Source organism: Burkholderia sp. BDU5, from assembly GCF_001522845.1.
GTDB classification, from domain to species: Bacteria; Pseudomonadota; Gammaproteobacteria; order Burkholderiales; family Burkholderiaceae; genus Burkholderia; species Burkholderia mayonis.
In genome coordinates this window covers 71,914-91,011 of the sequence record NZ_LOWC01000173.1, presented here as the reverse complement: position 1 = coordinate 91,011, position 19,098 = coordinate 71,914, and the positions used below count along the sequence as shown (strand labels likewise).

General features: G+C 66.8%; 14 protein-coding genes. 4 read left to right on the top strand and 10 right to left on the bottom strand.

What is annotated here, in order from left to right:
• Positions 1-297: 297 nt before the first annotated feature.
• Complete coding sequence (locus WS69_RS29255) at positions 298-1,644, bottom strand: cytochrome-c peroxidase (protein WP_059474129.1); 1,347 nt, start codon at positions 1,642-1,644, stop codon at positions 298-300.
• A gap of 229 nt (positions 1,645-1,873) precedes the next feature.
• Here WS69_RS29255 and WS69_RS29250 point away from each other — a divergent pair, with 229 nt between their 5' ends.
• Together WS69_RS29250 and fabV are read left to right on the top strand one after the other, a co-directional pair.
• A complete protein-coding gene (locus tag WS69_RS29250) occupies positions 1,874-3,457 on the top strand; it encodes an acid phosphatase (RefSeq protein WP_059474128.1) in 1,584 nt (527 codons plus the stop codon).
• Positions 3,458-3,819: 362 nt separating this feature from the next.
• Positions 3,820-5,013, top strand: coding sequence for an enoyl-ACP reductase FabV (gene fabV / locus WS69_RS29245; RefSeq protein WP_059474127.1), 1,194 nt, complete (start codon positions 3,820-3,822; stop codon positions 5,011-5,013).
• 327 nt (positions 5,014-5,340) lie between these two features.
• Here the strand turns inward: fabV and WS69_RS29240 are convergent, their stop codons facing one another.
• From WS69_RS29240 to WS69_RS29200, 9 genes are all read right to left on the bottom strand, one after another.
• Complete coding sequence (locus tag WS69_RS29240) at positions 5,341-5,973, bottom strand: response regulator transcription factor (RefSeq protein WP_059474126.1); 633 nt, start codon at positions 5,971-5,973, stop codon at positions 5,341-5,343.
• Positions 5,974-8,049 (bottom strand): ATP-binding protein, encoded by a 2,076-nt coding sequence (locus WS69_RS29235; protein WP_059474125.1) that lies wholly within the window; start codon positions 8,047-8,049, stop codon positions 5,974-5,976.
• 408 nt (positions 8,050-8,457) lie between these two features.
• The gene (locus tag WS69_RS29230; protein WP_059474124.1) at positions 8,458-9,423 is read right to left on the bottom strand and encodes a Csu type fimbrial protein; all 966 of its coding nucleotides are present in this window, start codon (positions 9,421-9,423) and stop codon (positions 8,458-8,460) included.
• A 15-nt stretch (positions 9,424-9,438) separates the two neighbouring features.
• Positions 9,439-11,847 (bottom strand): fimbria/pilus outer membrane usher protein, encoded by a 2,409-nt coding sequence (locus WS69_RS29225; protein ID WP_059474123.1) that lies wholly within the window; start codon positions 11,845-11,847, stop codon positions 9,439-9,441.
• Positions 11,848-11,891: 44 nt separating this feature from the next.
• A complete protein-coding gene (locus WS69_RS29220) occupies positions 11,892-12,731 on the bottom strand; it encodes a fimbrial biogenesis chaperone (RefSeq protein ID WP_059474122.1) in 840 nt (279 codons plus the stop codon).
• Between the two features lie 17 nt (positions 12,732-12,748).
• Complete coding sequence (locus tag WS69_RS29215; RefSeq protein ID WP_059474121.1) at positions 12,749-13,273, bottom strand: Csu type fimbrial protein; 525 nt, start codon at positions 13,271-13,273, stop codon at positions 12,749-12,751.
• A gap of 82 nt (positions 13,274-13,355) precedes the next feature.
• Positions 13,356-13,916: a Csu type fimbrial protein gene (locus WS69_RS29210; RefSeq protein WP_059474120.1), complete on the bottom strand. Its 561-nt coding sequence runs from the start codon at positions 13,914-13,916 to the stop codon at positions 13,356-13,358.
• A 52-nt stretch (positions 13,917-13,968) separates the two neighbouring features.
• Positions 13,969-14,514 carry a Csu type fimbrial protein gene (locus WS69_RS29205; RefSeq protein ID WP_059474204.1) on the bottom strand — a complete coding sequence of 182 codons (546 nt, stop codon included), beginning with the start codon at positions 14,512-14,514 and terminating at the stop codon, positions 13,969-13,971.
• A gap of 822 nt (positions 14,515-15,336) precedes the next feature.
• Complete coding sequence (locus tag WS69_RS29200) at positions 15,337-16,230, bottom strand: LysR family transcriptional regulator (protein WP_059474119.1); 894 nt, start codon at positions 16,228-16,230, stop codon at positions 15,337-15,339.
• A 444-nt stretch (positions 16,231-16,674) separates the two neighbouring features.
• Here WS69_RS29200 and WS69_RS29195 point away from each other — a divergent pair, with 444 nt between their 5' ends.
• Positions 16,675-17,913: an MFS transporter gene (locus WS69_RS29195; RefSeq protein ID WP_059474118.1), complete on the top strand. Its 1,239-nt coding sequence runs from the start codon at positions 16,675-16,677 to the stop codon at positions 17,911-17,913.
• 45 nt (positions 17,914-17,958) lie between these two features.
• Positions 17,959-18,885 (top strand): amidohydrolase family protein, encoded by a 927-nt coding sequence (locus WS69_RS29190; RefSeq protein WP_059474117.1) that lies wholly within the window; start codon positions 17,959-17,961, stop codon positions 18,883-18,885.
• Positions 18,886-19,098 lie beyond the last annotated feature (213 nt).

Genomic DNA, 19,098 nt, shown 5'->3' with positions numbered 1-19,098 from the left:
TCGTGTCGCCCGCGAGCTCGGCGTCGATGCGTTCGTGCGCCGGTTGCGCACCAAGCGCGCGAAGCGCCGCGTGCTCGACGGACTCGGCTACGAAATCCGCTTCAGCGTCGGCCGCGCGGACTTCGACCCGAATCGTCATCCGACGATCGGCTCGCCGCTCGCGGCAGCAAACCGGCAGACGTACGCGGACAAGCATCGCGCACGCGCCACATGCAAGCCACACAACCGCACGGGCTGCGTGCGCTGGCGACGCGTAGCGCGATGCAGCCGCAGCACACCGCCCGCCCGTTGCGCCGCTCAGCGATTACCGCCCGCGGGCTTCGCTTGCGCGTCGTAGCCGTCGGTGAGCGTGCCGAGGAACGCGATCACGTCCTTGATCTCCGCATCGGTCATCGCAGGCGGATCGCCGCGCTTGCGATCGAACGGCGGTTCGTCGTTCAGGTTCTTCCAATAGCGCTTCGGCAGATCGTCGAATTTCTGGACGACGCCGTTCTTCACCGGATAGAACTTCTCGGGATGCGTGTCGCGTTGCGCGTAGAAGCGCATCACGTCCTCGAGCGAGTGATAGAGGCCGTTGTGGAAGAACGTCTTCTTCAGCGCGACGTTGCGCAGCGTCGGCGTGCGGAACAGCCCGCAGAATTCGTCGCGCCCTTTCAGATCCTGACGCTCGGGCCCGCATGCGCCGAGATCGTAGAACTTCGGATTCCGGTTCACCGCGAGCTCGTGATTGCGCGGCACGCCGAGCGCGATCAGGCCGAAATCGCTGAACTGCGGCGGCGAGCCGTCGAGCCCGCGCCGGCTCACGTGGCAACTCGCGCAGTTGCCCTTCTTCTCGTCGTTGAAAACCTGCAGCCCGTGCAACTCGGCGCTCGTCAGCTGCGTGCGGCCCGCCAGATACGCGTCGTACTTGCTCGTGTACGGATAGAACACGTCGGGCGTCTGCTCGAACGTGCCGAGCGCCTGCAGCACCGCTTCGAACGTCGCGCGATCGTCGTCGAGCACGCGCGGGCCGAACGCGTTGCGAAACGCGTCCGCATATGGCGCTGCCCGCACCGCGCGCGCGACCTTCGCGGGCGTGCTGTTCATCTCGAACGGCGACGTGAGCGGCACGCGCGCCTGCTCCGCGCCACTGTCGACGCGGCCGTCCCACGTGAGGCCTCCCGTCGGGCCGGCGTCGACGCTCTCGTCACCCTCGTCGTCCGACTCGTGATAGTGCTCGCTGAACGCGGGCACTTTCTGCAGGTACTTGAGCGTCGGCGCCGCACGAAAGCCCTGCTGACGCAGATCGTCGCCGCCGAATTGCGCGGGCAGCCCGTTCGGCGGCCCGAACGCATGCTGCGGGCTGTGGCACGACGCGCATGCGAGCTTGCCGCTGCCCGACAGCGACGGATCGAAGAACAGTTGCCGGCCGAGCGCCGTCATCTGCTTCACCGCTTCATACACCTGCGCGCGCGTCTGCGGCTGATGGTCGACGACGGCGGGCGCGCTCGCCTGCGAGGCCGGCGTCGCAGCGCGCGTCGCGGCGGGTCCGTCCGCATCGCATGCGGCGACGCCCGCCGCGAGCGCGGCCGCCGCCGCGAGCGCGCGCAGCGCGGGGAAAAGCGAACGATTGCGGGAAGCGTGTCGCAGCGGGCGGCGCATCATCGATTCGGCGATGTCGAATGGGAAAGGCGCGAGCGTATGTCATGCAAATGACAATTCGATGACGGCGAATCGACAGCCCGGCGAAAGCATTACAACATGTTGCTGTCAAACGAACCTTACACAATCCGCGCAACCGGCTGTCAGTCGACATTCATGCGGCGCGCGCGTTCGCGCGCGCTTGGCCGGCCCCTCGATACCCACACACCTCGTGCGACAAGAGAGAAAACGGATGAACAAGCATTGGATTCGCGTGACGCCGATCGCGCTGTCGGCCGCCATCGGCCTCACTGCGTGCGGCGGGGACGACGTCACGTCGCCCGGCCTGTCGGCAGTCAAGAACGTCGTCGTGATCTATGCGGAAAACCGCAGCTTCGACAACCTCTACGGCAACTTCCCGGGCGCGAACGGCCTGCAGAACGTGACGGCCGCGAGTGCGGCGCAAGTCGATCGCGACGGCACGACGCTCGCGACGCTGCCGAAGATCTGGAACGGCCTGACCGCGGCGGGCGTGACGCCCGCGGTGACGGAAGCGATGACGGCGAACCTGCCGAACGCGCCGTTCGCGATCGACGATCCGAACGGCTTCAATACGCCGATGAGCGTGACGACGCGCGATCTCGTTCACCGCTTCTACGAGAACCAGATGCAGATCGACGGCGGCAAGAACGACCGGTTCGCCGCGTGGTCCGACGCGGGCGGCCTCGTGATGGGCCACTACACGGCCGATCCGTCGAAGCTGCCGCTCTGGAAGCTCGCGCAGCAATACACGCTCGCCGACAACTTCTTCATGGGCGCGTTCGGCGGCTCGTTCCTGAACCACCAGTACTTGATCTGCGCATGCGCGCCGTACTATCCGAACGCCGACAAGAGCCCGGCGGCAAGCCAGATCTCGGCCGTCAATCCGGACGGCGTCACGCTCACGCTCGCGTCGAATTCGCCTGCGTCCGCGCTGTCGGGCCCGCCGAAGTTCGTGAAGTCGGGTGGCCTTACGCCGGATTTCTACGCGGTCAACACGATGCAGCCGCCGTATCAGCCGAGCGGCAACGCGGCCGCGACGGGCGGCGATCCGAACCTCGCCGATCCGTCGAATCCGTCGACGCTGCCGCCGCAAACGCAGCAGAACATCGGCGATCTGCTGACGAACGCCGGCGTCTCGTGGGCATGGTATAGCGGCGCGTGGGGCGCGGCGCTGCAGGCCGCGCAAAGCGGCACGTCGGGCGTGATCTACGGGCCGAACCTGACGGCGCCGAACTTCCAGCCGCACCACCAGCCGTTCAACTACTACGCGAACCAGGCGCCCGGCACCGCGAACCGCGCGCAGCACCTGCTCGACGCCGGCTCGAACGGCGCCGCGCTGATCCAGGCGATCGACGCGGGCAAGCTGCCGCAGGTCACGTTCTACAAGCCGCAAGGCAACTTGAACGAGCACCCGGGCTACACCGACGTCGCGTCGGGCGATCAGCACATCGCCGACGTGATCTCGCACCTGCAGAAGAGCCCGCAGTGGAACAACATGGTCGTCATCGTGACGTACGACGAAAACGGCGGCTTCTGGGATCACGTCGCGCCGCCGAAGGGCGACCGCTGGGGCCCGGGCACGCGCATTCCGGCGTTCGTCATCTCGCCGTTCGCGAAGCAGGGCTTCGTCGATCACACGCAATACGACACCGCGTCGATCCTGCGCTTCATCACGCGCCGCTACGCGCTGCCGCGCCTCGCCGGCCTCAAGCAGCGCGACGACGCGCTCGCCGCGAACGGCCTGAAGCCGATGGGCGACCTGACGAGCGCGCTCACGCTGCCGACGGGCAACTGAGCACGCGACCGATTCGAGACGACGCAACATCGCTTCTTCGGGCGGCTTCGGCCGCCCTTTTTGTTGCTCGCATGCCGCGCGTGTGCGGCGAGCGGCGGTGCCGCGCGGCGCGTCAGGGCTTGATTGAACACACGGGGCCGTCCACGCGCGCCTCGTCGCGTGCGCGACATGCGAGCCGCGCGGCGCGACTTGCGACGCACGACCCGTAGCAATGCGGTATCGTCTGCACCGAACACGTCCGCTCGAAACCCCGCGCGGTCTCGCACGCCGCCCGCCGCCCACGAACGCACGACCCGGCGCCCAGCTCGATTAGAATGCACGCTGCTTTTTTGACCGTCCCCTGCATTCCTAGCGAGACAGCCATGATCATCAAACCGCGCGTACGCGGCTTCATCTGCGTCACCACCCACCCCGCCGGCTGCGCGGCGAGCGTCCGCGAGCAGATCGCCCACGTCGCTGGCCGCGGCCCGATCGAACACGGTCCGAAGAAGGTGCTCGTGATCGGCGCGTCGACGGGCTACGGGCTCGCCGCGCGCATCGCCGCCGCATTCGGCGCGGGCGCGGCGACGCTCGGCGTGTTCTTCGAGCGCGCGCCGAGCGACGCGAAGCCCGGCACGGCCGGCTGGTACAACAGCGCCGCGTTCCACGACGAAGCGGCCGCGCGCGGCCTGTATGCGGCGAGCATCAACGGCGACGCGTTCTCCGACGAGATCAAGCTAAAGACGATCGACGCGATCAAGCGCGACCTCGGCCAGGTCGACCTCGTCGTCTACAGCGTCGCCGCGCCGCGCAGAACGCATCCGAAGACGGGCGAGACGTTCCAGTCGACGCTCAAGCCGATCGGACGCGCGGTGCGCTTGCGCGGGATCGACACCGATAACGAGGCGATCAAGGAAACACTGCTGCAGCCGGCGACGCCCGACGAGATCGCGGGCACGGTCGCCGTGATGGGCGGCGAGGACTGGCGGATGTGGATCGACGCGCTCGACGCCGCGGGCGTGCTCGCCGACGGCGCGAAGACGAGCGCGTTCACGTATCTCGGCGAGAAGGTCACGTACGACATCTACTGGAACGGCTCGATCGGCGAAGCGAAGAAGGATCTCGACCGGACCGTGCTCGCCCTCCGCGACAAGCTCGCGGCGCGCGGCGGCGACGCGCGCGTGTCGGTGCTGAAGGCGGTCGTCACGCAGGCGAGCTCCGCGATTCCGATGATGCCGCTGTACCTGTCGCTGCTCTTCAAGGCGATGAAGGCGCGCGGCACGCACGAAGGGTGCATCGAGCAGATCGACGGCCTGTTCCGCGACAGTCTCTACGGCGCCAATCCGCACGTCGATGCCGAAGGCCGGCTGCGCGCGGACGGCCTCGAGCTCGATCCCGCCGTGCAGGAACGCGTGCTCGCGCTGTGGGACCGGGTGACGGACGACAATCTCTACACGCTCACCGATTTCGCCGGTTACAAGACCGAATTCCTGCGCCTCTTCGGCTTTGAGATCGACGGCGTCGATTACGACGCGGACGTCGATCCGAACGTACGGATTCCGAATCTGATCGAGTGATTCGCGAATCGGACGAGCGGTCGCAAGCGTCCGCGCGGAACGACGCCGCACGCCGCCGCAATCAACGCAACGGCGTCTGCGCGACGATCACGAGCCGCTTGAACGGAAGCGGCGTATGACCTTCGTCGCGCAGCGCACAGAGAAAGCGCATGCGGGCACGGCACGCACCGTTCGAACAAGCGGCTGCACGCGTCGGCCGTGAGGCTGTCGGTGACGACTCGCGGACCGGCGACTCGATCCGGTCGAATCCCGGGCTGTCGCCTTCGACGATCTGCGGGCAGTCGATCCGCCGGATGTCGAGATGCGACGTGCATGTCCACGCACTCGCTACACGAGCCCGTTCTCCGACGCATACATGAACAGATCGACGTCGGACTTGAGACCGAGCTTGCCCATCGCGTTGTGCTTGTGCGTGCTGACCGTCTTGATGCTGCGGCCGTAGCGGTTCGCGATGTCGGTCATCGTCATGCCGGTCGCGCACAGGCGCACGACCTCGATCTCGCGCGGGCTCAGCTGCGGCGGCGCGTCCGCCGCGCGCATCGCGAGCCCGCTCGCCGCGCCAGCGTGCGTGCCGACGAACGTCCGCCCCTGGCGCACGGCGCCGACCGCGCGCGGCAGCTCGTCGAGGTCGCCGCGCTTGCTCAGCACCGCGAGCGCGCCCGCCTGACGCATCGACCGCATCAGCACCGGGTTGTCGAGCATCGTCAAGACGATCACGCGAACCGAAGGATGGCCGTTGCGGATCGCGGTCAGCATCGCGAGGCCGTCGGCCGTGGGCGGGTCGGGCATCGCGAAATCGGTGATGACGATGTCGCACGGCGTCGTCGCGAGCAGCGCGAGCAGCCCGGCCGGGTCGTGCGCCTCCCCGACGATCGACACGTCGCTCATGCTCGCCAGCACGTGACGCACGCCCAACAGCACGAGCGGATGGTCGTCCGCGATCAACACTTGAACGCTCATTTACGTTCCTCCTTTTGGATCGCCGCGATCGCGCGATTGCGCCGGATGCGCAACGCAGCGCAGCAGATGGTTCACCATCGCGAGAATTTCGCGGGCCGCGCCGCGGATCGCGCGCGCGTCTCCCGCCCCTAGCAGATGGTGGAATTCGTCGAGCAGCGCATCGACATGCGCGTGGCCGAACAGGCTGTACGTGCCGCGCGCCGTGTGGCCCCACGCGCGCAGCTCGCGTTCGGACAGGCCATCGCGCAGGTGGCGCGTCAGCGTGTCCCGGTCGCGCTCGAGCGCGCGGCGGCATGCGAGCAGGATCTCCGTGTGCGCCGCGCCGTCGGCGGGCGACGCGCCGAATCCCGCCAGCAAGCGCGTCTTGTCGATCCGCGACGGATCGAAGCGCAGCGGAGGCGACGGCTCGATCGCATCGGCGAGCGCGCGCTCGAGCGCATCGAGCGTCGTCGGCTTGCCGATGCAGAACGTCATGCCGGCCGCGACGCAGCGCGCGAACTCGCCTTCCGACACGAGCGCCGTCACGCCGACGATGGGCGTCGCGCGCACGCGCGCATCCGGATGCGCGCGGATCGCCGTCGTCAACGCGACGCCGTCCATGCCCGGCATCCGGCAATCGGTGAGCACGACGTCGAACGCGCTCGTCTCGAGCGCGCGCAGCGCTTCGTCGCCGCTGCCGCACAGGTGCGCGCGATGGCCGAGCGCGTCGAGCTGATAACGAATCACCACACGGTTCATCTCCTGATCGTCGGCGACGAGCACGCGATACGCGCGCGACTGCGCCCCCTCCGTCGCGCGCGCGCGCGCCGAATCGCGCGCATCGAGCGCGGCGCGCAAGCTCTCGACGAACGCGCGCCAGCCGAGCGGGTTGCTGCTCAGCCGCACGTGCGTCCCGCCGTCGATCCAGCCGGCCGGCTCCGCGACATCGGTCACGCCGACCCAGCCGATTCGCGGCCTCGACGCGTCAACGCGCGCGTCGTCGCACAACACCGCGTCGACGTCCGCCGCGCCGCGCGCGGCGAGCCGCATGCCTGCCGCGCGCGCGTATGCGGTCAGCGTCGCCGCGAGCGCGGCATCGCCGACATCGATCGACACCACGCGCTCGGCGAGCGCATCCGGCGCATAGCCGCGCGCCACGACCCCGCAGCGGATGCGCGCCGTCGCCGTGGTTCCCCTGCCTTCTTCGCTTGCCAGCGTCACGTCCCCCCCTAGCAATCTCGCAAGCCTGCGCGCAATCGCAAGCCCGAGTCCCGTTCCTGGTTCCGTTCTCCGCGCGCCGCGGCGCGCGCGCACGAACGGCGTGAAGAGCCGCCGCAGTTCGTCTGCGGCGATGCCGATCCCCGTGTCGACGATCGTCGCGGCGATCTCGACCGAGCCGTCGACGTCGTCCGCCGCGCGCACACGCACCGACACGCTGCCGCGCTCCGTGTACTTGATGCCGTTGCCGATCAGGTTGACGAGAATCTGCCGCAGCCGGTTGCCGTCCGTCAGCACGGCAGCCGGCACGTCGGCGTCGACGTGCAGCCTGACCTGCAAGCCCTTGCGATGCGCGCGCACCGCGAGCATCGCGGTCACGCTGTCGACGAGCTCGCGCACGTCGACGCGCGTCTTCTCGATCGCGAATTGCCCGGCCTCGATGCTCGCGTGATCGAGAATGTCGTTCAGCACGCGCGCGAGCGACTGCCCGGAGTCCTGCACGAGACTCAGCAGCCGCTGTTGCTCAGGCGCGCGCAGCCCTTCCTTCAACAGCTCGACGAGCGCGAGCATGCCGTTGACGGGCGCGCGCAGCTCGTGGCTCGCGGTCGCGAGCGAGCCCCGGCTCGCGCGCAGCGCCGCCTGCAAGCGCTTCAGATCGCGGTGCGCCCATCCATAGCTCACCAGCGCGACGAGCACATTGCTGCCGCCCCATAGCAACGGGTACAGGTGTGACCACTTGCAGGGCGCCGTCGCGACCAGCATGCCGTCCTGCATCCGATTCGAGGCCTGCGACAGCGTCCAGAACGCGAGCGCTGCAGCAGAGATGCACACCAGTATGCGTCGACAGAATTTGCCTCCGCAAAAGCCGTCGCTTTTCATACCTTTATCCCATTTGGAACCTCGCCAGAATACGCATCTCTTCCGTTTCCGGAAAAAACCCGCACCTCCTTTTTCTTGTCGGCGTTCCGTTTATGGGTAGGGTCGTTTATCCCATCGCACGTGCGCTTTCTCCGATTCTTCGATTCGATGGCGCGCAGTCGCGAGCGGCGCCGTCCGCATTTCAACCGGCCCGAAACGAACGTGGGACGGCCTCTCGCGAATGTCGACGATCAACGCTTGCGCAATGCGATATTCTCGCGCCCGATTTGGCCATTTCGGGCTTCGCACGTCGTCAAATCCACACGTCGTTCGAAAACGAAAGAAACTAATCCATTTTGCCTTCTCACCTCCATGTCCCCCGCTCGATTCGAATGTCCGAAACGATTTCCGAAAAGCGCCGGCTCGCGGCTAATAGCGCACGTCGACGACCACGCTGTCCGTATACGTGCCGACGGCGGGCGTTTGCTGATCCGAATAGATCCGCGCGGTATACGGGAACTGCTGTGCCGCCTGGCCGTCGGCCGCCGCGCCGCTGCCGGCGCGGTTCGTCGACTGTCCCCACACCACACCGCCGCCCGTGCCGAAAATGTCGTACTGCAGGCGGTTCGCGCCGTTCGCCATCTGCCGGCGGCCGCTCGCATGCGGGTTCGCGCCGCTGCTCAGGCCGACCGTGTAGACCATCCCTTTCGTGCAGGTGAGCGACACGCTGCCCGTCACGGGCGCGAAGCCGGCGACTGTCGGCGCGGCGCCGAAGTTCACGTCGGGCGCGGCGATCACGCAATCGTTGGTCACGGTGATCGTCACCGGCACGACCGCCGTGCCCGAGCCCTGGTCGCGGCCGAGACAGATGCCGAGAATGCCGATCCCGCTGCAGTAATTCCAGGTCCATGAGATCGTCAGCGTGTCGGTGTACGTGCCCGCCGCGACGTTGCTGCCCTGGATCGTCCGGAAATACAGCGGCAGCGTCTGCGCGGGACCGCCGAAGATCCCGAGCAGGTTCAGCAGTTGCCCGCTCGCCCAGTTGTAGGTCACGCCGAAGTCGAGCTTGATCGAGTAGTTCTGGTCGGCGAACGTCGAGTACGGCACCGAGTCGCCCGTCGAGCCGACGAGCTTGCCGCCGTTCGCCGACGTGATCGTCGCGTTGATCTGGTCGCCGATCACGAAGAGGCCGAGCAGCGCGCCCGAGCATGACAGACCGCTGCTCGTCGTCGAAGTCGACTGCGGCTGGCTCGCGACGACGAACGACGTGACCGTGCCGAACGACGCGGGCGCCGCGCTCACGACCGAGCACGACGCGTGCGCGTGCAGCGCCGCGAAGGGACTGAGCGCGAGCGCCGCCGCGGTGCGCACGAAGAAATTGCAGAATGGCTTCATCGAGAATCCCTGTCGTTATTCGCCGCACGCGAGCGGACCGATGCGGCTCATCTGCGCCGCGCCGACGTCGGCGTCGAACGTCGCGCGGCACGTGCGGCCGTCCGGCGTCGTGACGCGCAGGTGATTGACCGCGGACAATCCTTCGAGATAAGTCTCGCCTTGCCAGCCGACGAGCGCGGTCTGGCCGCTCTCCTCGTGCAGCACGCGCGAGCCGATCCCGAGCGGCCGCCCCGCGGCGTCGACGAGCGCGATTTGCGCCGAGACGACCCGCTGGATCGGAAACGTGACGAGCGCGCCGCCGTGATCGCGCACGGCAACGCGCTTCTCGACGACCGGCACGCGCACGTTGCTCGGCAGATCGAGCGGATCGATCTCGTACTTGCCCGCGTAGTACGACGGCGCCCACGGCACGAGCAGGTGGCCGCCGCCGTCGGTCTTGCCGACGAGTTGATTCTCGTAGCGCACCGGCACGCCCTTGCGGCCTTGCGTGTCGATCAGCACGAACGCGTCGTCGACGCGGTTCGCGGGCAGCATCGCGCCGTCCATCACGACGACCGAACCCTGCACCTCGCCCCAGCGCGCATAGCCGCGTCCCGCGCCATAACCGTACGCGCCGCCCTGCACCTGGAAGTAGCGGTTGCGCCACGTCGCGTCCGCCTGCTGATAGTGGGAGCCGCCGCCCGCGTATGCGAGGTTCCAGCCGAAGCCGCCGTCGCTCGGCACGCTGCGGCTGTATTGCGCGCGCTCGCTTACGCCGTTGTTCTCGTCGCGCGCGACCGAGCCCGTCACGACGCCCTTGTCGCCGAGCGGCACGATCAGTTGCACTTGCGCGGCGAGCCCGTGGTCGCCGATCGTCTTGTTGACCGACGCGTAGATCGTCGCGCGCCGGAAGATCGGCCGCGTGTACGACAGGTTCGCGATCCGCGTGCGCGAGCCGTCCGCGCCGCGCACGTCGAAGTAGCCGGCGCCGAGCGTGCCGCCGATCGCGCCGAGATTCAGCGCGCCCGTCGCTTGCGTGCTGTTGCGCACGAGCCGATACGTGACGTCGGACGGCAGATCGTAGACCGACAGGTCGCGAAACCCGCCGGTGCGCTGGATCCGCTGCAGCGCCACGCTGAACCGCTGCGACGAATAGCTGTAGCCGAACGCGTACTGCTGACCCGAGGTGCCCGCGAGGCTGCTTTGCGTCGCCGCGAAGTTGAGCACGCCGAACATGCCGACGCCGACGTCGAGCCCGAGGCCGCCGAGCGCGAAGCGTTCGCCGCCTTCCGCGTGGCCTTCGATCGTCAGGTAATCGGTGAGACCGTAGCGCGCGGTGCCCGACGCCGCGAGCTTGCCGTACGAGAACGAGCGGATTCCGTAGTCGCGCCGCATCGCGCCGACCGACAGCGAATAATCGGACAGCCCCTTCCGCAGCAGCGTGTTCGCGACGTAGAACGGAATCGTCGTCGCGACCTGGCGGCCGAGCGCGTCGGTCGTCACGACGGTCGCCTCGCCCGCGCCGTTGATGAACGGCACGTTGTTCAGCGTGAACGGCCCGGGATTGACCTGCCCCGTCGTCGTCTTGCTGCCGTTGATGAACAGATCGACGGCGGTCGGCACCGCGGCTTGGCCCGAGAACTGCGGCAGCGGATACGTGACGATGTCGGGCCGCACCTTGAAGTCGCGCTCGACCGACACGCCGCCCAAGCGCACCGCGCTGCTCCACGACAGCGCGCCCGTGATCACGTCGCCCGCCGTGTACGTGAGCATCCGGTCCTGGTCCGAGTAGCGCCAGGACGTGTCGTAGCGCAGATAGCGGTTGCTCGCGACGCCGCCGCTGCCGCCGTAATCGCGCCGGTAAACGCCCGTGTTCGTCACCGTGCCCCACGTGTCGAAGAGCCGCGCTTCGGTCCACGCGGACGTGTAGCTCGTGCCGAGCGTCGGCGAATTCGCGTAGACGTCGTAATTGAACAGAAGCCCGAAGCTCACGGCTGCGGGCGTGCGGTCGTACAGCCGCCGCGAGCCGACCGCCTGCTGCGGCAGCCAGTCGGGCGGCACGGTCAGCTTCAGACGCTGATCGGCGCTCTCGTATTCCGCCTGCACGCCGTCGAGCCTGGACAGGTCGACGAGCGCGTCCGGATCGGCGTTCATGCGCACCGACGCCTGCGCGAGGTCGCCTACGCGCGCATAGTAGACACCCTCGCGATAGCGGATCGGCACGATCCGCCCCGTCGACAGCTCGTTGACGACGAGCTCGAGGTACAGCGTGCCGTGCGTCGCCGCGCCGCCGGCGGGCGGCGGCGCTCGGCCGAAGCTGTCCGCGAGCGTCATCGGCTCGCCCGCCCGCGCGTCCCCCGCCGCCGCGAACGCAATTCCCACCGCCCACGCCGCTGCGCGCCGTCGCGGCAGTCTTCTCGTTCCGTGTTCGTTGTACCGCTTCAAGGCATTTCCCCGTCGCGACGTCGTCGCTTGTGTCGTGATGCGGATTACCGGTTCGAAGCGGCGCCGTCCACGTCGATTGCGAGGTCGGCCACGCCGTTGACGGTGGCGACCAGCTTGGAATTGGAATTGACCGTCAGGCCGTCGGGCAGCGCCCAGCGCATCTGCGCGCCAGGCAGCACGTAGCCGAGCAGACCGCGCGCGAAGTCGGCGCGCGCACCGTTCGATTCGAATGCCGCGTGCGTGATCCGCGCGTGCACGGGGCCGCGGTTCGACACGACGAGCCACCGCTTGCCGCCGCCGTTCGCGACGTGCCAGCGGAGCGCCGGCCGCCCCGCCGTCGCCGGGTCGCGGCGCTTGTCCGGGTTCTCCTTCGCCCACAGACCGCCGCCGTAGACGAAGAGCGGCACCGAGTAGTGCATCTGGAACTTGACGCCGAGCGACGCCTCGTTCGCCGAGTTCTGCGCGTCGTCGTCCGGCTGCGGGATCTCGTCGATCAGCACGCGGTACGCTTCCTCGGTGCCAGGCGCGACGTCCGCGAGGCGCGTCAGCCGAATGAGCTGGCGCTTGCCGGGCGGCACGGTCGCCATCGGCGGGCTGCCCGCGATACGCTGCTGGTTCTCGTCGTAGACATCCTCGCCGTTCACTTCGCGCCAGCCGAGCACGCGCACCTGCAGCGTCACCGGCCGGCGGTCGCGGTTCTCGAGCCACAGCGCCGCCGCGCGTTGGTCGCTCTCGATCACGGGATCGATCGGCCAGATCATCACGGACGCCGCCGCATGCGCGTGCTGCACGGCGAACGACGCCGCGGCCGCCGCGCACAGCAGCGCGCGGCGCAGCATACGGCCGGCGCGCGCTGGCGTGCCAGGCGATCTCGATACATTCATGACGGATTCCTGATTGATTAATAACTGAGCGTGACCTGCGCGGTGTCCGTGTAAATGCCGGCGGGCGCATTGCCGCCCGGCAACGTCAATGCGCCGTAGATCGGCAACGTGACCGTCCCGGACACGGGCAGCGACACCGCCTGACCGATCGCGATCGCCTGCGTGCGCCCGGGATCTGAATACAGCCGATAGGCAACGCGTGCGCCGCCGCTCGCCAGATTGCGCTGCGTGTTGCCCGCGCTTGGGTTCGCGCCGCCGTCGATCGTCATCTTCAGCGTCGAGCCGGGCGAGCATTCGATCTGCAGCGCGCCGCCGCCGACCGCCGCAATCGCCTGCCCCGTCGCCACGGCCGGATGCGCGCCGAAGTCGAGCGTGCCGAAGTTCAGGCCGCTCGTCGGCCCGCCGCCTGCGACGCCGCAGCCCGCGACGATCTGCGCGCTGACCGTGAAGGCCTGGGTTCTGGGCAACAGCGTGTCGGCCCGGCCGGGAGCCGGCAGCAACGCGACGCACAGCAGAAAAACCACTCGTTGTAAGGTCGACATGACGAACGGAAATCTGGGATCGCCTCGCGGCTCGCTTGCGCGCGGGCCGCGAGGCCGGACTGAACGGATTCGGCGCGCGCGCTTACCAGCCGAGCGTGACGTTCAGCACGTCGGTGTACGTGCCCGCGGCGAGCGCCGACGAGCTCGTCTTGTTGACGACGCCGAAAAGCGGCAGCGCGAACGCGGAGCCCGGCGTCGGCACCGACACCGATTGCGGCGTGCCCGCGACGTACTGCTGCGAGTGGCCCGCGTCCGCATAGACTTCGTACGGCACGAAGCTGCCGCCGTTTGCGAGCGCACGCGTGCCCGTGCCGACCGTCGCGCCCTTCGACGCGTTCTGGCCGCCGTCGATCGTCACCTGGATCGACGTAACGTCCGGCGAGCACGTGACTTGCGTCGTCGTCGAGCCGCCGCCGTTTGCCGCACTGGCGAGCTGGCCCGTGAAGCCGCTCGGCTGCGTGCCGAAGTCGAGCGTGCCGAAGTTCGTCGCGCTGACCGAGCCGCCGCCCGTATCGACCGCGCAGCCCGTCGTCAGCACGAGTTGCGAGTTGACCGTCCCCGTGAGCGGGCTGGTTTGCGCCTGCGCGCCTGCACAAGCGGACAAGCAGGCGACAGCCGCCCAAACTTTCCAGTGAGCCTTCATATAGTTTCCTTCCGTGTGGTGAAAATGAACTGTTGCTGCTTACCTGCCCGGATCACCAGTCGAGCGTGATCCCGAGCAAATCCTCGTAAGTCCCCGACGGCAGCGCGCGCGTCATGCCGTTGACGACGCCGAAGAGCGGCAGCGTCACGTCGTCCTGTCGCCCGTCGACGAAAAACGACTGCGGCAAAAGCGGCACGTACGGCACGCTGCGCGCCGCGTCGCGGTATACGTTGTACGGAATCCGGCCGACGACGCGCCCGTCCGCGCCGCGCTTGACCAGATAGCGGGTCGACTGGTCGCCGTTGCGACCGCTGTCGATGGACACCAGAAAGCCGCTGACGTCCGGGCTGCACACGATGCGCACCGCACCGTTCGACGTCGCGCGGCCATCGGCCGTGAGGTAGTCGGACCAGAGCGGTCCCTGCGTGCCGAATTCCAGCCGGCCCAAATCCACGCTTCCGGCAACGCCCGCGACCTCGCATCCGCGGCTGACTTGCAAATTCACCTGCATCGTGCCGGTCAGCTGCCCGGCCGAGACAGCCGCGAAAAACAACATGAATGCCGCCCCGCTCACCCTCTGCACCACACGCTTGCGCATTTCGCTCTCCACACGATCGCCCGTTGATCTCTTTGTTGTGTTTCGATGGCCCAATCGCCGCGCGCAGCGGCCCCGTCGCCTCGCGCGCGCCATGCGTGACCGACGCTTGCCGCCCGGCCCGCGCCGCGATTGCTGCGGACGAGCACGGGCGAACGGCTGCGCATCGCGCACCGCCGCCGCGGGAGGCAAAGTCGGAAATCAGATTCGGTCGACCCGGTTTTTAATTGGTTGCGGCCGACTAGATTGGTCTACTCGATTGCAGCTATCTCAGAATCGCGCTCCGATTCCATCGAAAATATAATCGAATAGATGATGAATGGTCATCGTAATTGTTACTATCAGAATAATCCGATTTTCTGAAAATTTGACAATATTTAAAGATTCTTTCCGGCCGTCAGAATGACCGTTTGAAACACGATCGGCGCAGCCGCAGCTCGCACTGATCCGGCACCGGCGCTGCATTACGCGACCGAAAGCGGGAAAATCGAAACGGGATTCATGCGGCTGGAACAGTCGGATTCCGTCATCCCGAACGAATGATCTCGATAAATTGCGTGTGCGCGTAGATTAATAATTTCGATGTTAATGAATTATTCGACCATTCAATTTCACCATGCCGACGACACTTGCCATAAGCGTCTTATGCCGGCGTCATCTCATTAATTAAAATGTCAAATTCCCCTTTAATCGCGACACATAAGATAATTCGAATATTTCGACATCCGGATGATCGATGCCGATCGCATGCGACATGTAACGCAATGGCGTCGCCGACAGGTCACACATGTGTTCCGTCGAACGGCCGCGCCGCACGCCCGAGCGTCAGCTCGCCTGGAACTGCGGCAGCAGCTCCGCGAACCGGTCGGCGAGCGTCCGGCGCGAGCGCTTCGGCCAGATCGCCGTCAACGGAAATTCAGGCAGCGCCTGTCCGTCGGCGACCGTACTGAAATCGACGCCCTCGAACGTCAGCGTCCGGATCGACGACGGCAGCAGCGACACGCCGCAGCCCGCCGCGACACAGGCGATCACGGTCAGCGTGCGGTTCGCGTCCAGCACGACCTCGATCGGATGCCCCGCCAGCCGAAACGCACTGAGAATCGCCGCGCGTATCGACGGCAACTGCTCGTGCGGGAACCAGATGAGTCCGGCGCGCGACAGTTCCCGCAGCGTGATCGTGCCGTCCGGCTGTCGGGGAAACGACTTCGGAATCACAGCGATCAGCGGATCGCGGCGAATCAGCTTTTCGTTGACCGGACCACCGATCGCGACGGGCGTATGGAGAATCCCGATGTCGATCTCGCCGCGCTCGAGCGCGACGACCTGCTCCGCATTGCTCATCTCGCGCATCACGAGATCGACGCGCGGCGCGGCCGCACGCAGCGCGCATACCGCGGACGGCAGCGTGCCGAACAGCGCGGCCGACACGAATCCGATGCTGAGCCGCCCGGCTCGCTGCGCACCGATCTCGCTCGCGCGGCGCGCGGCGGCGTCCATCCGCGCGAGGCTCAGGCGAATGTCGTCGACGATCGCTTCGCCGGCCATCGTCAGCGTCGCACCGCGTCTCGAACGATCGAACAGCTTTACGCCGAGCTCCCGCTCCATTTTCGTCAGCGCATGACTGAGCGCGGGTTGCGCGACGCCCAAGCGGATCGCCGCGTGGGTCAGGCTGCCGGTGTCGGCGATGGCCAGGAAATAACGAAGATGCTTGGATTCCATAATCACGCAGCTCGATGAGTCTCCGCTTCGATCGTCGCGCCGTCGCATCGCCGAATCGACATACAAACTTCGCGAATACACGATTTCATTCTGCCCTCATTCAAAATAGACGAACTCGCCGCCCGATTTCCAACGCCCAACTATTCAACCAATCGAAACGGCTTGATCGATCGTTTCGCAAGACCACTCAAGCCATATCGAATCGGACATACGACGACGCAAGCAAATCCACATAGGCCTTGACGGGCATTCCCACTTGCAAGATCGACGCCGCAACGGAATCCGTAATCATAATTTTCTTTTATCAATAACGCTTGGATTCGTGATGCATATGTCGTTTACCCATCGATAAAATATGGCGATATGATTCGGGCTTTTTCCCAATCTTTTAAAGCGACATCATTCTGGAGAGCGTGAGTGAGCTGGTACAAAGAAATATCGCCCGTGGAAAGACGCACATTCAAAGGATGTTTTTCCGGATGGGCGCTCGACGGCGTCGACACGCAGATGTTCAGCCTCGTCATTCCTGCCTTGCTCACGTCATGGGGTATCGGCAAAGGGCAAGCGGGCTTGATCGGCGGCGCGACGCTCGCCGCAGGCGCGATCGGCGGACTGCTCGCCGGCGCGATCGCCGATCGCTTCGGCCGGGTGCGCGCGCTGCAGATCACCGTGTGCTGGTTCTCGCTGTTCACGTTCCTGAGCGCATTCGCGCAGAACTTCGAGCAATTGCTGGTGCTGAAGGCGCTGCAAGGGATCGGCTTCGGCGGCGAATGGACGGCGGGCGCGGTGCTGTTGAGCGAAACGGTTCGTGCGCAGCACCGCGGCAAGGCGATGGGTATCGTCCAGAGCGCGTGGGGCTTCGGCTGGGGCGGCGCCGTGCTGCTCTACACGCTGATCTTCTCGTGGCTGCCGCCCGAATGGGCGTGGCGCGTGCTGTTCGCGATCGGCGTGCTGCCCGCCCTCCTCGTGCTGTACATCCGGCGCGCCATTCCGGAGCCGGCGCGCGACGATACGCGCACGGCGGCGGCAGCGGCGGCGCCCGTGCAGCCGGCCAAGAGCATCTTCGATCCGTCGGTGCTCAGGATGACGATCGTCGGCGGCCTGATCGGCGTCGGCGCGCACGGCGGCTACCACGCGATCACGACCTGGCTGCCGACTTACCTGAAGACCGAGCGCCACCTGTCCGTGCTCGGCACCGGCGCCTATCTCGCCGTGATCATCGTCGCGTTCATCATCGGATGCATGACGAGCGCGTACTTGCAGGACCGCATCGGCCGTCGCCGGAACCTGATGCTGTTCTCCGCCTGCTGCGTCGTGACGGTCAATCTGTACGTGCTGCTGCCGCTCAACAACGTCGCGATGCTGCTGCTCGGCTTCCCGCTCGGCTTCTTCGCGGCCGGCATCCCGGCCACGCTCGGCGCGCTCTTCAACGAACTCTATCCGAGGAATGTGCGCGGACGCGGCGTCGGCTTCTGCTACAACTTCGGACGCGTCGCGTCGGCGATTTTCCCGGTGCTCGTCGGGCACATGGGCACGTCGATGCCGCTCGGCCTCGCACTCGGCATCGACGCGGGCATCGCTTACGGGCTCGTGTTCGTCGCCGTCTGGTTCCTGCCCGAGACGCGCGCGCGCGATTTCCAGGCGTCGCAGCCCGAGTCCCGGATCCGCGAAGCGGCGCTGTAGGAGTCGACCGGCATTTTCAGGCGTCCGTCATTTCGTGGATTTCTCATGGATCAGGCATCGAACGATCCGGCAGTCGAAACGACGGGCCGCACCGCCGCCACTCGCGCGCACGACGCGTGCGATCCGCTGATCGACGCGTGGTACGGGGACGGCGCCGCACCGATCGAAGCCGTCGATTCGCACGCGCACGTGTTCTTGCGAAGCCTGCCGCGAATTCCGTCCGCGCGGCACTCGCCGGAGTATGACGCGACGCTCGAATCGTACGTCGCTCATCTGAACGCGTGCGGAATCACGCACGCGGTGCTCGTGCAGCCGAGCTTTCTCGGTACCGACAATGACTTCTTCGTCGACGTGCTCGCGCGCTATCCGCAGCGCTTTCGCGGCGTCGCGGTCGTGAATCCGGGTACTGCCGAAGACGAATTCGCGCGGCTCGAAGCAACGGACGTGGTCGGCATCCGCCTGAATCTCGTCGGCTCGCCGATTCCGGATTTCACCTCGCCCCGCTGGCGCGCGCTGCTCGCGCGGGCGAACGCGCTCGGCTGGCATGTCGAAGTGCACCGGGACGCGGCCGACCTCCCCGCGATCATTCCAGCGCTGCTCGACCAGTCTTGCCGCGTCGTCGTCGATCATTTCGGGCGGCCGGCGCCGCATCTCGGCACGCGCGATCCAGGCTTCCGGTTTCTTCTGTCGATCGCCGGCACGGGACAAGTGTGGGTCAAGCTGTCCGCCGCGTATCGCAACATCGATTCCGGAGACGGCACTGCATTCGGCACGCGTGCGGCCTGCGAGCTGCTCGGCGCATTTCCGCCGCATCGTCTCGTCTGGGGCAGCGATTGGCCGCACACGCAGCATCGCGATCGAACCGATTTCCGCACGACGCGCTCGGCGCTCGATGACTGGGTCCCCGACCCATCGCAACGGCGCATCATTCTCTGCGACTCGGCGCGCGCGCTGTTTCGCTTCGATCGATGACGACTTCGTTCGGGGCATCGATGCATCACGTCGTGCACATCCGATGTATGTCAGAAATTTATGAATAACTAAATTCGATCCGCTGGATTGCATCGACACCGGCCGTTAGAATTTTGTCATCCAAATGACGATCTTCCGAGTCCCTGTCCGACGGGCTTCGCGCTCGAGCGGATGTCGAATCGGCGTGCCATCGCGAGGACATCGGGCATCGCC

What these genes read in the sequence shown, in the direction of transcription:
- WS69_RS29255 (WP_059474129.1), bottom strand. Translation starts at nt 1,644, where the DNA reads ATGATGCGCCGCCCGCTGCGACACGCTTCCCGCAATCGTTCGCTTTTC.
- WS69_RS29250 (WP_059474128.1), top strand. Translation starts at nt 1,874, where the DNA reads ATGAACAAGCATTGGATTCGCGTGACGCCGATCGCGCTGTCGGCCGCC.
- fabV (WP_059474127.1), top strand. Translation starts at nt 3,820, where the DNA reads ATGATCATCAAACCGCGCGTACGCGGCTTCATCTGCGTCACCACCCAC.
- WS69_RS29240 (WP_059474126.1), bottom strand. Translation starts at nt 5,973, where the DNA reads ATGAGCGTTCAAGTGTTGATCGCGGACGACCATCCGCTCGTGCTGTTG.
- WS69_RS29235 (WP_059474125.1), bottom strand. Translation starts at nt 8,049, where the DNA reads ATGAAAAGCGACGGCTTTTGCGGAGGCAAATTCTGTCGACGCATACTG.
- WS69_RS29230 (WP_059474124.1), bottom strand. Translation starts at nt 9,423, where the DNA reads ATGAAGCCATTCTGCAATTTCTTCGTGCGCACCGCGGCGGCGCTCGCG.
- WS69_RS29220 (WP_059474122.1), bottom strand. Translation starts at nt 12,731, where the DNA reads ATGAATGTATCGAGATCGCCTGGCACGCCAGCGCGCGCCGGCCGTATG.
- WS69_RS29215 (WP_059474121.1), bottom strand. Translation starts at nt 13,273, where the DNA reads ATGTCGACCTTACAACGAGTGGTTTTTCTGCTGTGCGTCGCGTTGCTG.
- WS69_RS29210 (WP_059474120.1), bottom strand. Translation starts at nt 13,916, where the DNA reads ATGAAGGCTCACTGGAAAGTTTGGGCGGCTGTCGCCTGCTTGTCCGCT.
- WS69_RS29205 (WP_059474204.1), bottom strand. Translation starts at nt 14,514, where the DNA reads ATGCGCAAGCGTGTGGTGCAGAGGGTGAGCGGGGCGGCATTCATGTTG.
- WS69_RS29200 (WP_059474119.1), bottom strand. Translation starts at nt 16,230, where the DNA reads ATGGAATCCAAGCATCTTCGTTATTTCCTGGCCATCGCCGACACCGGC.
- WS69_RS29190 (WP_059474117.1), top strand. Translation starts at nt 17,959, where the DNA reads ATGGATCAGGCATCGAACGATCCGGCAGTCGAAACGACGGGCCGCACC.